The organism is Burkholderia sp. Ac-20365 (assembly GCF_017104715.1).
Taxonomy (GTDB): domain Bacteria; phylum Pseudomonadota; class Gammaproteobacteria; order Burkholderiales; family Burkholderiaceae; genus Paraburkholderia.
Genome location: NZ_JAAGPI010000008.1, coordinates 82,175 through 96,384 on the forward strand (window position 1 = coordinate 82,175; position 14,210 = coordinate 96,384).

11 protein-coding genes and 1 riboswitch are annotated in these 14,210 nt (G+C 62.5%); of the genes, 2 read left to right on the plus strand and 9 right to left on the minus strand.

Annotated elements, in window-relative coordinates; translation table 11 throughout:
• Positions 1 to 128 precede the first annotated feature (128 nt).
• From G3O01_RS16520 to G3O01_RS16550, 7 genes are all read right to left on the minus strand, one after another.
• Positions 129 to 947, minus strand: a complete 819-nt coding sequence (locus G3O01_RS16520; RefSeq protein WP_205806210.1) for a hypothetical protein — start codon at positions 945 to 947, stop codon at positions 129 to 131.
• A 956-nt stretch (positions 948 to 1,903) separates the two neighbouring features.
• Positions 1,904 to 2,725, minus strand: coding sequence for a spherulation-specific family 4 protein (locus G3O01_RS16525; protein ID WP_205806211.1), 822 nt, complete (start codon positions 2,723 to 2,725; stop codon positions 1,904 to 1,906).
• A gap of 60 nt (positions 2,726 to 2,785) precedes the next feature.
• A riboswitch (cyclic di-GMP riboswitch) is annotated at positions 2,786 to 2,864 on the minus strand.
• Positions 2,865 to 3,039: 175 nt separating this feature from the next.
• Entirely contained in the window at positions 3,040 to 4,233 is a 1,194-nt protein-coding gene (locus tag G3O01_RS16530) for a fumarylacetoacetate hydrolase family protein (RefSeq protein WP_205806212.1), read from the minus strand.
• A 41-nt stretch (positions 4,234 to 4,274) separates the two neighbouring features.
• The gene (locus tag G3O01_RS16535; RefSeq protein ID WP_205806213.1) at positions 4,275 to 6,062 is read right to left on the minus strand and encodes an IlvD/Edd family dehydratase; all 1,788 of its coding nucleotides are present in this window, start codon (positions 6,060 to 6,062) and stop codon (positions 4,275 to 4,277) included.
• A gap of 119 nt (positions 6,063 to 6,181) precedes the next feature.
• Complete coding sequence (locus G3O01_RS16540) at positions 6,182 to 7,195, minus strand: LacI family DNA-binding transcriptional regulator (RefSeq protein ID WP_205806214.1); 1,014 nt, start codon at positions 7,193 to 7,195, stop codon at positions 6,182 to 6,184.
• 160 nt (positions 7,196 to 7,355) lie between these two features.
• The gene (locus G3O01_RS16545; protein ID WP_205806215.1) at positions 7,356 to 8,246 is read right to left on the minus strand and encodes an SMP-30/gluconolactonase/LRE family protein; all 891 of its coding nucleotides are present in this window, start codon (positions 8,244 to 8,246) and stop codon (positions 7,356 to 7,358) included.
• Between the two features lie 86 nt (positions 8,247 to 8,332).
• Positions 8,333 to 8,533, minus strand: coding sequence for a hypothetical protein (locus G3O01_RS16550; RefSeq protein ID WP_205806216.1), 201 nt, complete (start codon positions 8,531 to 8,533; stop codon positions 8,333 to 8,335).
• A gap of 639 nt (positions 8,534 to 9,172) precedes the next feature.
• On the opposite strand from G3O01_RS16550, the gene cobA reads away from it, so the two are divergent.
• The gene (cobA, locus tag G3O01_RS16555; RefSeq protein ID WP_205806217.1) at positions 9,173 to 9,934 is read left to right on the plus strand and encodes a uroporphyrinogen-III C-methyltransferase; all 762 of its coding nucleotides are present in this window, start codon (positions 9,173 to 9,175) and stop codon (positions 9,932 to 9,934) included.
• 6 nt (positions 9,935 to 9,940) lie between these two features.
• Here cobA and G3O01_RS16560 read toward each other — a convergent pair whose 3' ends face one another.
• On the minus strand, positions 9,941 to 10,510 hold the full coding sequence (locus G3O01_RS16560) for a CBS domain-containing protein (protein WP_205806218.1): 570 nt from the start codon (positions 10,508 to 10,510) through the stop codon (positions 9,941 to 9,943).
• A gap of 165 nt (positions 10,511 to 10,675) precedes the next feature.
• On the opposite strand from G3O01_RS16560, the gene mnmH reads away from it, so the two are divergent.
• Positions 10,676 to 11,749, plus strand: a complete 1,074-nt coding sequence (mnmH, locus tag G3O01_RS16565) for a tRNA 2-selenouridine(34) synthase MnmH (RefSeq protein WP_205806219.1) — start codon at positions 10,676 to 10,678, stop codon at positions 11,747 to 11,749.
• 13 nt (positions 11,750 to 11,762) lie between these two features.
• Here mnmH and G3O01_RS16570 read toward each other — a convergent pair whose 3' ends face one another.
• Positions 11,763 to 14,108 carry a bifunctional diguanylate cyclase/phosphodiesterase gene (locus G3O01_RS16570; RefSeq protein ID WP_205806220.1) on the minus strand — a complete coding sequence of 782 codons (2,346 nt, stop codon included), beginning with the start codon at positions 14,106 to 14,108 and terminating at the stop codon, positions 11,763 to 11,765.
• Between the last annotated feature and the right edge of the window lie 102 nt (positions 14,109 to 14,210).

The window sequence follows — 14,210 nt, forward strand, 5'->3', positions numbered from 1 at the left end:
ATGTTGCGAGGGACTGCCGCTGCTTTAAGAAGCGCGCTATACATTACCCCATCAGAAAGAAAAAGTCGCAGAAGGGTACATGCACCGTTTTGGATAAGCACGATCGCACGCTTCATCGTGCATAACGGCTATTTTGCGAGCCGCAGTCCTTTCGCCAGCACCGTACCGTCCTTCTGGTTCACGAGCCATACGGCCTGCACGCTTGCATGCAGCGTCGAGGTGCGGCGTGTGATGTCGGTCGGCTCTTCGTCGGTGGGGTCGCTGTGTTCGCGCGCGTCCGTGAGATACGGCGGCTCGAGCGTGCAGACGAGCACGATCGCGAAGTTGTCGTCGGCCTGCTCGAAGGTGGCCTGCGAGAGCTTCAGACGTCCGCGCGCTGTCGTCTTCGCCGAGCCTTCCGTTGCCAGTTCGATCGAATCGATCTTCTGGATAAAGCCCTTTGCCTTCGCATCCGGCGCGATCACGAGACCGCGTCCGCTTTGCCCTTCGATGTTCTGATAAAGCTGGATCGTATCGGGATGATCGTCGCTCGCAAGCGGCACGTTCACGCTGAGCATATCCGTGTTCGCGCGATACAGAATGCCGTGCGGCGCGGGGATCATGAACAGGAACGTGCGTTGACCCGTATCGGCCTTCGCTTCATGGCCGCGCACGATACGGTCGTACGGCTCGCGCGCCAGCTTGCGGATGCGGTCGGTCAGCGAATGCGTGCCCGTCGATGGCATCTGGCTCGCGAGCATGTCACGCACCTTGACGGGGTCGTCGGCGGTGAAATGGTCGGGGGTTGCCGTGGCGCTTGCGGCGTGTGCGTTGTTTGGCTCTTCGGCTCCGCTGGTTTTGGACGCCGCCTGCGTTGTGGTCGTTGCCGCGGCGCTTAACGCCAACGCGACACACAGCAGCGGCAACATGCGATGCGCCGAAGCAACCGTGCGATTCAGAAATTGCACAACATTCCTCTCCGTTGGGAACGGCGCTATGGGTGCGCCTTGATGCGTGTAACGTGGTTTATTTCAGTTCGCATTCTAAGGGTATTTGATCGATGGGATAGGGCAAGCATGCACATGTAGTTTGGGTTGTCTTGCGACGCTGGTTTGGTTTGCTTGTGGTTTTGCTGGCATCCGCGTGATGTTATTGGTTTATTAGCGTTGCCCCTGTGCGGGGCGGCACCTACTTTTCTTTGCCGCGGCAAAGAAAAGTAGGCAAAAGAAAGCCGCTGAACACCGCCAGTTCTTGTTCCCGCCTGAGGGCTCCCAACAGTTCCTCCGCTTCACACGGCAACCTGCCTTTCACTGCCCGTTGCCAGCGCTCTGAAAAGACGCCTCACCCACTTCATGCTCCCGCGTCACGGCACACCCCATCAAATCGCACACGTTCTATAGCGGCAAACTGTGTGTCGGCTATCGCAGCATATGCGCTCCACTCCGGACTGAAAAACAGCGTCACGGCTCGAAAGCACGATCGGTGTCGTACGAGCGCCGACGTGAGAAGTGCTACGACCTACACACAGTTTGCCACCTGGGCGGCCGCAATCATTCGCTGCCGTTGGCTGCGCTACGGGTGAGCGAAGTGGGTGAGGCGCCCATTCAAGGCGTTGGCAACGGGCATTGAATGGCAGAACGCCGTGTGAAGCGGAGGAACTGTTGGGGGCCCTCAGGCGGAGGTCAAGAACGGGCGGTGTTAGCCCGCTTTCTTTGCTTACTTTCTTTGCGGCGGCAAAGAAAGTAAGTGCCGCCCCGCACAGGGGCAACGCCTGAAGCAGGCAAAACAAAACGCGGATGCCAGCAACAACACAAGCAAACCAAACAAAACCAAAACCAAAAACCCAAAAAAAACGCCAGGCACTCACGCGCCCAGCGTCCACCAACATCAACAACACGGGCGCTCAAGACGCCCTTCTTCTTGGTTATTTGATAGCGAGCACGGTACCCACCAACTGACTCCAGAATGAAGGCAGATTCTTATAAGGATTCGGCAACCCTGTCGAAGTAACAAACACACTGCCCGCGCCATGCGTCACTGCATAAGACGCGATACCCGGCATCTGCGCATCCGGCGCGCCATACACCATATGCACAAAGCGTTTAGCCGGATAACCCGCCTGCCACTTCGCCGGCGCATAGCTCGCATAACGCTTCGCAGAATCTTCAAACACAACGAACTGATCGGCGGTAGGCAGACTCGCATACAGTTCGGGAATGTTGGTGCCCGGATTGCCCATCACCGAATACCCAGGCGAAAGCCCTTTGATGTAGTTATAGACAGACTGATAGAACTGGATATGCGACGTCACGCTATCCGACGTCATCTCGTCGATGAAGAAACCGTCTATCTTGTAGAACGCGATATAGCGATTGATGTCCGTCACGACCGCCGACAGCGAACGCTTCGTGTACGAAGAAGACACATAACCGATCACACGGCCGCCGGCTGCATGCACCTTCGCAATCGCCGCGATATACGTGGCGTCCGCGCTCGTGCCGGGACCGCTGTTGGGATTGAGAATGACCGTGGTCGGTACTTTGGCCGCCGTCGTCGCGAGATCGTTCCAGTAGCCGGCGCCCTTGCCGACAGGATCGAAATAAGCGGGAACAGTCAGCGGCAATACGGTCGCCGCAAATGCATTCGTGTGAACGGCAATGGCAAGCGGTGCCACTGCAAGCAACGCCACACGACGCAACCAGTGAATAGCGCGAGAACCCGAAATGGGCGTGCGAGCGTTGAACATTTCAATGCCTCCTGACGACGGCTTGAATCGCCGCCCGTCGATTGGCCCGCTGCGGATGCATCGGGCAACTGGCTAACTCCTGCGTGGAGTCCCTATAGCTTTGCGTCGCCGGATCGCTCCGGGTTTGCCTTTCCGTGTATATCGACGCGCAATTGCCCGCCTTTAGGCTTTATCGAGGATATTTAAATGGGGAGAGAATGAAATGAAAAAGGATGATTTTGTCATCCTGATTATTTGAACGTTTGCGAGTAACGAAAGCGCAACTCGCAAACGTTTTCCTCTTCTTCATTTCGCGGCATTGCGCCGCGAAACATTTATTGCACGCTCGAACCGAACAGTCCGCGCGCCGCGAGATTCGCGTACAGCGCGCGCACGCCGAACGTCCATGGCGTGATCTCCGTGCACAGCCGCACCGTGTTGCGCAACGCGCCAAGTTGCGGCGTCGAGATCGTCACGATGTCGCCGAGATGATGCGTGAAACCGCTGCCCTTCGTGTCACGGTCCTTGATCGGCGAGAACATCGTGCCGAGAAACAGCATGAAGCCGTCCGGATACTGATGGTGCCTGCCGCAAGTCTGCGCGACGAGATCGGCGGGATCGCGGCTGATCTCGGACATATGACTCACGCCATCGAGCAGGAATCCATCGTCGACACCTTCTACGCGTAGCGCCACGCTCGTGCGTCGCACTGAATCCAGCGTAAATTCGCCGTCGAAGAGGCGCACGAACGGGCCGATCGCGCACGAGCCGTTGTTGTCCTTGCACTTGCCGAGCAACAGCGCCGAGCGTCCTTCGATATCGCGCAGATTCACGTCGTTGCCAAGCGTCGCACCCACCACCACGGCCTTGCTGTTCACGGCTAGCACGATTTCCGGCTCGGGGTTGTTCCAGGTCGATGCCGCGAGCAAGCCAACGTCCGCGCCGAAGCCGACCGACGACATCGGCTGCGACTTCGAAAACACTTCCGCGTCCGGACCGATACCGACTTCCATGTATTGCGACCACGCGCCACGCCGTTCCAGTTCCGCTTTCAGCCGCGCCGCGGCTTCCGAGCCGGGCTTGATCTTCGACAGATCGGTGCCGATCACCGCGGCGATGGTCTGGCGCACTTCTTCGGCCTTCGCGGGATCGCCGCCCGCCTGCTCTTCGATCACGCGCTCGATCAGGCTCACCGCGAACGTGACGCCGCAGGCCTTGACAGGTTGCACGTCGCACGGTGCGAGCAGTTGCAGGGCAGACGAAGCGTCGTTCGCAAGGCTCGTTGCGATCAGTTCGCGTGCGCTGCAAAGACGCTCGCCGGGCGCATTGCGCGCGATATCGACAGCGTCGTCGCGCTCGAAAAGATCTGCCGTGGTCGGCGCGCTCGCCGTGATGTCGAACACGTCGCCGTTGCGCACGGCCACGACACTCGGCCCTTCATACTCCGCCGTTTTGCGCCACACGCGGCCAACCAGCAGCGCGCGATCGAGATCGTCGGGAAGATAGTTGATTTCATTCGATGCAGTCATGAAGCAGTCTCCAATATTCGTTAGTCGATGCTGCGTTGCGTTCAATGCGAATGCCGCGGATTGCCACGCTCGGCAATCACCTTCAGATAAAGCGTCGCGGGCTCCAGGCAACCGCCCGTCGAAAGCTGTCCAACTGTTTGCCGATACAGTTCCTGCCAAGGCGTTTGCGCGGGCGGAATATCGAACTTCATGTTCGCGCGACGCAGTTCGAGTTCGTCTTCATCGACGAGCAATTGCACGCTGCGTGCATTGAGATCGACGCGGATACGGTCGTTCGTGCGCAACAGCGCGAGCCCGCCACCGACGGCCGCTTCCGGCGACATGTTGAGAATAGACGGACTCGCCGATGTGCCGCTCTGCCGTCCATCGCCCATGCAAGGCAACGATGTGATGCCTTTGCGCACAAGCTCAGCGGGCGGCGCCATGTTGACCACTTCCGCACTGCCGGGATAACCGACCGTGCCCGCGCCGCGAATCACAAGCATGCAATGCTCGTCGATTTGCAGCGATGGATCGTTGATACGCGCGTGATAGTCCTCGGGACCATCGAACACGATAGCCCTTGTTTCGAAGGTGTTTTCTTTGCCCGGCTCGCTCAGATACGTCTGCCGGAACGCATCGCCGACCACCGACATCTTCATGATCGCGCTATCGAAGAAGTTGCCGGAAAGCACGATAAAACCCGCGCCATGTTTAAGCGGCTCGTCAGTCGTGCGGATCACGTCGCGATCGTCAGTCGCGGCATGCGCAGCGATATCGCCAATCGTGCGACCCGACACTGTCATGCACGCTTCGTGTATCAACCCTGCCTGCTTCAGTTCGTGCATCACGGCAGGCACGCCGCCCGCGCGATGAAAACTCTCGCCCAGATATTCACCCGCTGGCATGCAATTGACGAGCAAAGGCACCTGCTCGCCGACGCGCTGCCAATCCGCAAGACTCAATTCAACGCCGATATGCCGTGCAATCGCAATCAGATGCGGCGGGCAATTACTCGATGCACCGAGCGCAGACGCGACGACGATCGCATTCTCGAATGCCTCTTTCGTCATGATGTGCGAAGGTTTCAGATCTTCGCGCACCATATCGACGATGCGCTTGCCCGTCGCATACGCCATCTGCCCGCGCTCGCGATACGCAGCGGGAATGCTCGCGCAACCCGGCAACGACATGCCGAGCGCTTCAGCGAGACTGTTCATCGACAGCGCCGTGCCCATCGTGTTGCAGTGGCCGATGGAAGGCGACGAAGCTGTCGTCAGTTCCATGAAGCCTTCGTAGTCGATCTCGCCCGCCGCGAGCAGATTGCGCGCATGCCAGATCACGGTGCCGGAACCGACGCGCTTGCCGTGATACCAGCCATCGAGCATCGGACCGCCCGATAGAACGATGGCGGGCATATCGACGGTCGCAGCCGCCATCAGGCACGCGGGCGTGGTCTTGTCACAGCCGGTAGTGAGCACCACGCCGTCGAGCGGGAAACCGTGGAGGATTTCGACGAGACCGAGATACGCGAGATTGCGGTCGAGTGCGGCCGTGGGACGGCGGCTCTGTTCGGCAAGGGGATGAACGGGAAATTCCATCGGAATGCCGCCCGCGTCGCGGATGCCCGCCTTCGTGCGTTCGGCCAGTTCGATGTGATGTCGATTACAGGGCGCAAGATCGCTGCCCGTCTGCGCGATGCCGATGATCGGCCGGCCTGATTGAAGTTCTTCGCGCGTGAGGCCGTAGTTCATGAAGCGCTCGACATACAGCGCGGTCATGTCCGCGTGTGAAGGATCGTCGAACCATTCCTGGCTGCGCAAACGGCGCGCGGGCGTCTTCTCCGTCATCTCGTGTCTCCGTGTCTGCTTGTGCTATCTCACGCATGTGTCATGCGTGGACGTTATCGGTAACATCGGGTCATGTTAGCACGGTCTCCTGCGACACGAAGGCCGCCATTGCACGCGCATCAGGCGCTTTCGCGCGCGATCACCGTGTAGTCGATTTTTACGCTCTTGCGCGTCGACACGCGCTCCGCCGCATGACGCGCGCCGCCGTCGTGTTCTTCGAGCGCGGCCAGGAGCATTTCGCCCGTGCGCGTGCCGATGCCGTATGCGTCGACGGAAATCGTCGTGATGGTGGGCGTGCAGCACGCGGAGACTTCGAAATTGCCGAAGCCCGCGACGGCGATATCGCCAGGCACCGACAGTCCGCGCCGATGGCACTGCATGATTGCGCCGAACGCGGACATGTCGCTCACGCACATCACGGCATCCGTGTCGGGCCATTGCTGCAACAATGCATCGAGTGCGGGCGCGCCGTGGCTCATCGTGATCGGCGAGTCGCCGAGGCGCACGACGCGCGGCTCGCCCAGACCCTGCGCTTTCACTTCCTGCAGATAGCCTTTGAGCCGTTCCGTCCCGCGCCGGTCGAGTTCGCTGGCACCGGCCAGAAAACCGATCCGCCGATAGCCGCGCTCAACCAGATAACGCACCATCTCGCGCGCCGCTTTCGCGTTGGAGAAACCCACGGCGGCATCGATTGGCGTCGTGGGCAAGTCCCACATCTCGACGACGGGCACGCCCGAGCGCAGCAGCAGCTCGCGCGTCGCGGGTGTGTGCTGTGCGCCCGTCAATGCAATGCAGCGCGGCTGATAGCGTAGCATCGACCGCACAAGCCGTTCTTCGCGGTCGAGATCGTAGTCGGTGTCGCCGATCAGCAGTTGCAGACCGTGCGGCTCGAGCGCGGCGGTGAGCCCGCGCACGGTATCGGAGAAGTTGGAACTGGCGAGCGACGGCACGAGCACGGCGGCGAACGCCGAGCGCCCCGACGACAGCGCGCCCGCTGCCGCGTCGGCGACATAGCCGAGTTCGTCGATGGCAAGCTGCACGCGCTCGCGTGTCGCGGGCGCAACGCCGCGGCCCGCCAGAACGCGCGATACGGTCATCTTGGATACGCCCGCGAGCGCCGCGACATCGGACATGCGCGGCGGTCCCGCGAGCGTGCTGCGTGAGGCGGAGACGCGCCTGGCTGTGCGTGGAGTGCTCGACATGCGGATGGATTTGGACGCGTTCGTGGACAGGCGCCTATGATACCGGCAGCGCCCTGTCCCGCTGCATCCGACACGACACCGCGAAAAACAGTCAGTCCGTCACGCGCAACGCGCTGCGTTTTTCGATCAGGCCGGGCACGAAGACACGCATCGCGAACACGCCGCCCGATTGTGGATACTGCGCGACCTCTTCGTCGGGACGTCCCTTGCGCGCCGTCGTCACGTAGAGCGTGCGCAGATCGTCGCCGCCGAACGCGCACATGGTCGGACAGCGCGCAGGCAACGGATGTTCTTCGACCACTTTGCCTTCGGGTGAAATGCGCACGACGCGCCCGCCTTCGTACAACGCGGACCAGTAATAGCCTTCGCTATCCACCGACGCGCCATCGGGCCGCCCGCGATCCGTCGGCGTCGGCTCGAACTTTACCCAGTCCTCGCGCGGCCCGACCTCGCCGCTGTCGATATCGTAGGGATGACGGTAGATCGTGAAGCGCGGCGTATCCGAGTGATAGCACCACTTGTAGTCGGGACTGAACGCCATGCCGTTCGACGTGAGCAGGCCCGCGTCGATTTTCGTCAACGCACCGTTCCCGTATCGATACAGCGACGCGGCATTGCCCGCTTTCGGCTCATCGAGCGTGCCAAGCCAGAAGCGTCCGCGCGCATCGCAGCGGCCGTCGTTGAAGCGGCTCGTCGCCGGGTTCTCGGGATTCGCGCACAGCTTGCGCACGACCTGCCCTTTCGCGTCGAGCAGAAAGATGCCCGTGCGCATGCCGGCGATAAAACCATCGTCCTCGGTCAACGAAAAACATCCGATGTTCTCGGGCATCGGAATGACAGTGTCCTCGCCAGTCTTCGGATCGAAACCATGCAGCGCGGGCGCCTGGATATCGACCCACCACAGCTTCGCGCGGCGCTCGTCCCAGCGCGGACACTCGCCAAGCGCGGCGGCGGCGGGCAGGACACATTCGAATGTCTGCATGATGACTTTCCTCTGCGATGGAGATGAGATGCGCGGCGCGAACCCGTCAACAGTAGCAGACATTCCTGCGCGCGGTCGCGCGTGGATCAACTCGCGCAGCGTGCCGCACGCGCCGGCCGGTACGCATCGCCGCGACGCATGCTGGCGCGTTTGCCGCGCCGGCTTCTCAGACGTTCGGGCCGCAGGCTCGCGCCATCACGCAAGCCATCGTCGCTCTGCGCCGGCGAATTCATCGACGCCTTGTCCCGCACAAGGAATTCGATCAACTTCGTGATGCGCTGCTTCATGCTGTCTCCTGATGTCGCTTGACGTTCGTCGCCTTGCGATGCAAAGCACGCTATAACCAAACGCAAACGGCGTCCCGACGGCCCGGTACGAAACCAGACCGAGGGGACGCCGTTGTCCAATTCGATGCTGCACAATCCTGCTCGGTGCGGCTTCGTCGTTGAAGCCGCGGCGGTTAGATGATGCAAGCGCCATGCCATCCGCGCAGAAATCTGTCCTTGCCTTTCTGGCGGGCGATTGCGCATCACCGGGCCCTTCGGCGCGTCGCCGCCACGATTCATCATGATGCTTCCCGGCACCCGCGTGGTGCGCCGCAGCACTGCGCGAGTGCGCGCATCGTACTGCGCGCTGCGCTGCCTGCTGACATGCCAGTGCGAATTCGCATCGCGCACAGCGAAGCCAGCCAAGCCTCACGCGCTCACGGCACGTCTGAGCCGAAAGCATTGGCCTCGAACTTGCGATACAACCTTCGCCGGCAAAGGCGCCGGCATCGAATCGAACGCGGGTGCGCAATATCGCGCGCCCGTTGTGAAAACACAGGCAGGATCAGTCAGGACAGCGGCGTCCCCTTCGTGCATGCACGGACGGGACGCCGTTTTGCTTTGGCGGCCACGACTGACGACCACGCGATGGAGAAAGGGATGAACACGGGCAAAGTCACACTCGTCAGCGCAGGACCGGGCGACCTCGATCTGCTGACCTTCAGGGCGGCCAAAGCCATCGCAGCGGGCGACGTGCTGCTGATCGACGATCTCGTGAACGAGGAGATTGCGACGCTGAAGGCGGCGCACGCGCGCGTCGTCAAGGTCGGAAAACGCGGCGGCTGCAAATCGACACCGCAAGCTTTCATCCAGCGCCTGATGCGCCGCTACGCGCTGCAAGGCAAGCACGTCGTGCGCATCAAGGGCGGCGACGCGCTGCTGTTCGGCCGCGCGGGCGAAGAAATCGCGGACCTGCGGCGCGCGGGCATCGACGTCGAAATCGTCAACGGCATTTCGTCGGGCTTCGCGGCGGCGGCCGGGCTCGGCGTGTCGCTCACGCATCGCGATCATTGCCAGGGCGTGATCTTCGTCACCGCGCATCTGCGCGACGGCAGCGAACCCGACTGGGCGGCGCTCGCGGCAACGGGCATGACGCTCGCGGTCTACATGGGCGCGAGCCGTATCGACAGCATCAGCGAAACACTGGGCAACACGCTGGCGCCCGATACGCCCGCGGCGATCGTGCAATGGGCGGGCACGTCGCGCGAGCGGCGCGTGCGCGCGACGCTCGGCGACATCGCTCAACGCGCGGCAGAAGAACAGATCGCGAGCCCGGCCGTGATCCTGATTGGCGGCGCGATCGGCGAGGCAATGGTGGAGGTGGCCACACGCAGCGAACCACTGCGCCGCTTGAGCGCGTAGGCCTGATTACACGCGCGCGGCCTGACCGTACATGATCTTCACGATATCGGCCTGCGTCAGCATGCCGACCACGCGTCCGCCCTCTTCCACCACCGGCAGATGATGATGGCCATTTTTCGTGAAGTACGGGATAACGTCCGTGAGCGGCGTCGTCGCGTCGACGGACTGCGCATGGCTCGACATCACGGTCGTGACGGGCCACTCGCGTCTTTCGCTCTCGGGCGCGGTCGTAGCGGAAGCGAACCTGAGAAAAGGCAGCACTTCGTCGAGCGGCTGCAGATCGACGTGCGTGACGACGCCTTTGAGCCGCCCTTGCGCATCGACCACGGGCAGCAGCTTGATATGGTGCGCGTCGAGCGTTTGCAGCGCGCCGCCGATTGTTTCGCTGACAGAGACAGTAACGGGCGGCTTGCGCATCACGTCTGCACAGGTGAGCCGCAGCAACCCTTGCAGATACGCCTGCCGCTGCAATTCGTCGAGTAGCGCTCGCCGTTCGCCGTCACCCGCACCGTTAGCGGGCTCGACATGGTGATGCTGCGTTCCGAAACACCATTGCAATACCGACGAAATCGACATGATGCGCCTCCACACTTTCAGCTTACATCGCTTTACGTCACTTTACATCATAACGTGAGATATTTGCACGCGGCGCGCCGTCGCGGATCCCGGCCTGAACGGAGAGAAACCAGCGTGCGATAATCGATCGATACGCCGCGCCGCGGCGGCTCTTCGCTCCTGACCGTGAACTCGCTTCTCGTCCCGCTAGACCGGATCGGCGACTTCGATGAAATCGTCGACGTCCGCACGCCGCTCGAATTCGCCGAAGACCACATTCCCGGCGCGCTCAACGCGCCCGTGCTCTCCAACGAAGAACGTGTGATTATCGGCACGATGTACGCGCAGGTGTCGCCGTTCGAGGCCACGCGCGTCGGTGCGGCAATGGTGTCGCGCAACATCGCCGCGCACCTGGAGACGACCTTTGCGGACCGGCCGCGCAACTGGCGTCCGCTGATCTATTGCTGGCGCGGCGGCAAGCGCTCGGCGTCGATGGCGACGTGGTTCAATCTGATCGGCTGGCGCGCGCGGCAACTGGACGGCGGCTACAAGACGTACCGGCGCAACGTTGTCGAACTGCTCGATACGCTGCCGCGGCAGTTTCGCTACATCGTGCTCGCGGGCCACACCGGCAGCGGCAAGACCCGCCTGCTGCACGCACTCGCAGGCGCCGATGCGCAAACGCTCGATCTCGAAGCGCTCGCCGCGCATCGCGGTTCGATTCTCGGTTCGCTGCCGCATGAAGCGCAACCTGCGCAGAAAGCGTTCGATACTGCGCTGGTCGGCGCGTTGCGCAGGTTCGATCCGCACCAGTCTGTGTTCGTCGAAGCGGAAAGCCGCCGCATCGGCACGGTCACGCTGCCCGCTTCATTGACGGAACAGATTCATCGCGGCTCGTGCGTCACCGTGGCAACGCAGCGCGACGAGCGAATCCGTCTGCTGCTGCAGGACTATGGGCACCTGTTCGACGATCGCACGTTATTCAAGTCGCAGCTCGCGAAGCTCGTTGAATTGCATGGACGCGCGCGCATCGGCGAATGGCACACCATGATCGATCAAGACCGGCGCGTCGAACTGTTCGAGCAGCTGATCGATCTGCACTACGACCCCGCGTACGCGCGCAGCACGGGCAAGCATTTTGCACGGCTGCCGGAGTCGATACGTTTCGCGCTGCGGCCTGTGGACGCGGACCTTTACGAGCAGGCCCGCGCACTGCTGGAACAGCTGCGCTCAGCCACGGGCGAACTGGCGTTACGCTAAGCCGTCGCGCTTTTCACCAGTGCTCGGCCGTGGGCCACGGCAAACGCTGCAGCGACCAGTCGAGTTCCGCGCCGACCACGCAACGCCCGACGTCCGACTGCAACGCGACGGTGACCGCAATGCACGGCCTGCCGCTCGCGAGCGACAGATACGGGCTGCTCGTAATCGGCACGCCTGGCCTCAGCACGGCATTGCGGAAATACGGCCGATGGTCCCAGCGCGCATCGCGCGGATTCGCGACAGGATGCAGCGAGCCACCGTCGATCACGGACGCCTTGCCTGTCACTTCATGACCGATCTGCCGGCCCGTATCGTCGAGCACGAAGCAGCTGATGCACAGTTCCATCTGCGCGAGATCGTAGAACGCGTCGTTGAGCGGTACGCCTCGCAGCCACGCATCGACGCCGACATCGAGCGCCCGCCGGTACGGCAGCACTTCGGATTCGAACAGCGCGTGCTGATGCGCGCGCCCTTCCGCGATCACATCGAATGCGTGGTCGATGCGCCGGTGCACGGCATCGGGCGGCGTGACGGTGGGCGCCGGACGTCCCAGCAGATAACCCTGTGCGAAATCGACGTTCGACTCGACAGCGAGAATCAGTTGCTCGGTCGTCTCGACGCCTTCCACGACCACCAGCATGCCCGCCTGATGCAGCAGCGACACGAGCTTCGGCAGAATCGGCTGATCCGCGCCGGGGCTCTTCGCGCGAATCAGTTCGCCATCCAGCTTCACGAGATCGGGCCGGATGCGCAGCAGGCGGTCGAGGTTCGAATGGCCTGCGCCAAAATCGTCGACGGCAATCAGGAAGCCGTGATCGCGATACTGCCCTGCCGCGCGCGACATGTCGTCGACGCTGCCGCCGTGCGATTCCAGCAGTTCGAGCACCACACGCCCGGGTGGAATGCCCGCGTCTCGCGCGATCTGCGCGAGCTGATCGGGATAACCGTCGGCGACGAAGGTGGCGGGAAGGATGTTCAGGAAGACCCATGCGTCGTCGGGAATCAGACGGCGCGCGTTGTTCAGATGCAGCGCGTGGCTGGTGCGATCCAGTTCGCCCTGATCGGTGAATGGCTTCGGCGAAAACAGCTCGGCGGGCGGCACCTGCGCGCCGTCCTCACGCTCACCGCGCAGCAGGGCCTCGAAGCCGACCTGCTTCTGATGCGACAGGCTGTAGAGCGGCTGGAAATGCGAGGTCAGCCAGAAATCGTCCCATTGCTGGCGGACCGGCTGCGACGCCATGCCGTCGTCCGCGCGAGCGTGCGTCCAGGTCAGGCGCACCGGGTCGACCAACGTTGCGCGCTCGGCGCACACGCGGTTGCGGCCCGAATACTTCGCGCGCAACAGCGCCTCGTCAGCACGGTCGAGCAGCGCCATCACGCTTTCGCCCGGCCGGTATTCCGCGACGCCGAAGCTCGCGCTCAACTGGCCGTCAGGGCGCGCAATCTTGCCGATCGCCGTGCGCAGCGTTTCGGCCAGTTGCGCGGCGGGGCGAAGCGCGGCGTCGTGCAGCAGCGCGAATTCTTCGCCGCCGATGCGGCTCACGATATCGCCCGCCGCCGTCATTTCTTTCAGCACGCGCGCGACATCCGACAGCGCCTGATCGCCGACCGCATGCCCAAACTGGTCGTTGAGTGACTTGAAATAGTCGATATCGAGAAAAATCGCGCTGGTCTTCGCGCTGCTATCGAGCTTCGACAGCCGCAGCGCCGCCTGCTCGAGAAATGCGCGGCGGTTTTGCAGGCCCGTGAGCGGATCGGTCGCCGCGAGTCGCGCGAGCCGGTCTTCGAGCAGGAAGTGATTGCGCCGGAACCAGTAGAAGCCAAAGTGGAACACCGCCGATGTCGGCACCGCGATCAGAATCCACATCCAGCACACGACGCTGACGTCGCCGCGCGGATGCGGCAGGCTCAGCAGAAACGGCACGCCCGCCGCGTAGAACAACGCCGTGCCGATCCAGAAGTGTGCTGGCGTGAGCCACAGCGGCGCCGCGCAGATGGAAATCACCACCATTGCGGGCAGCGCCCATAACAGCGGCTCGTCGAGTCCGGCCACGCTCAACGCAAGCCCGGACAACAGCACGAGCGTATATGCGACACCTATGCCGCCGAACACCCAGGTGCTCTTCGTGCGTGGTATGGCGACCACGAGCAGCGCCAGCACGAGCGCGCACGCGAGCCGCCACGCGATCGGCACGGCCGGCCCGGCAACGAGGCTGCGTGCGCACGCGAAGGTGATGTACGCGACGACGGTAAACGCCATCGTCACGGTCGAAAGGGGTCGCTGATGATCCAGCGAACGTCGATGAAACCGGCTTCTAAATCCGGCGTCGGACGTCTGTTCCGTCGGGGAGAAAAGCATTATCAACTCAGGCCAGTTCCAGTCACTCTGCCGATGTATAACGGCAGCAAAGGCCTGAGGTTAATACCTCACATCAATTCGCACAGACGGGCGGTGCATGCC

Coding starts and splice junctions, on each gene's coding strand:
- cobA (WP_205806217.1), top strand. CDS start 9,173: ATGAACACGGGCAAAGTCACACTCGTCAGCGCAGGACCGGGCGACCTC.
- G3O01_RS16545 (WP_205806215.1), bottom strand. CDS start 8,246: ATGCAGACATTCGAATGTGTCCTGCCCGCCGCCGCCGCGCTTGGCGAG.
- G3O01_RS16570 (WP_205806220.1), bottom strand. CDS start 14,108: ATGCTTTTCTCCCCGACGGAACAGACGTCCGACGCCGGATTTAGAAGC.
- G3O01_RS16535 (WP_205806213.1), bottom strand. CDS start 6,062: ATGACGGAGAAGACGCCCGCGCGCCGTTTGCGCAGCCAGGAATGGTTC.
- G3O01_RS16525 (WP_205806211.1), bottom strand. CDS start 2,725: ATGTTCAACGCTCGCACGCCCATTTCGGGTTCTCGCGCTATTCACTGG.
- G3O01_RS16560 (WP_205806218.1), bottom strand. CDS start 10,510: ATGTCGATTTCGTCGGTATTGCAATGGTGTTTCGGAACGCAGCATCAC.
- G3O01_RS16550 (WP_205806216.1), bottom strand. CDS start 8,533: ATGAAGCAGCGCATCACGAAGTTGATCGAATTCCTTGTGCGGGACAAG.
- G3O01_RS16530 (WP_205806212.1), bottom strand. CDS start 4,233: ATGACTGCATCGAATGAAATCAACTATCTTCCCGACGATCTCGATCGC.
- G3O01_RS16540 (WP_205806214.1), bottom strand. CDS start 7,195: ATGTCCGATGTCGCGGCGCTCGCGGGCGTATCCAAGATGACCGTATCG.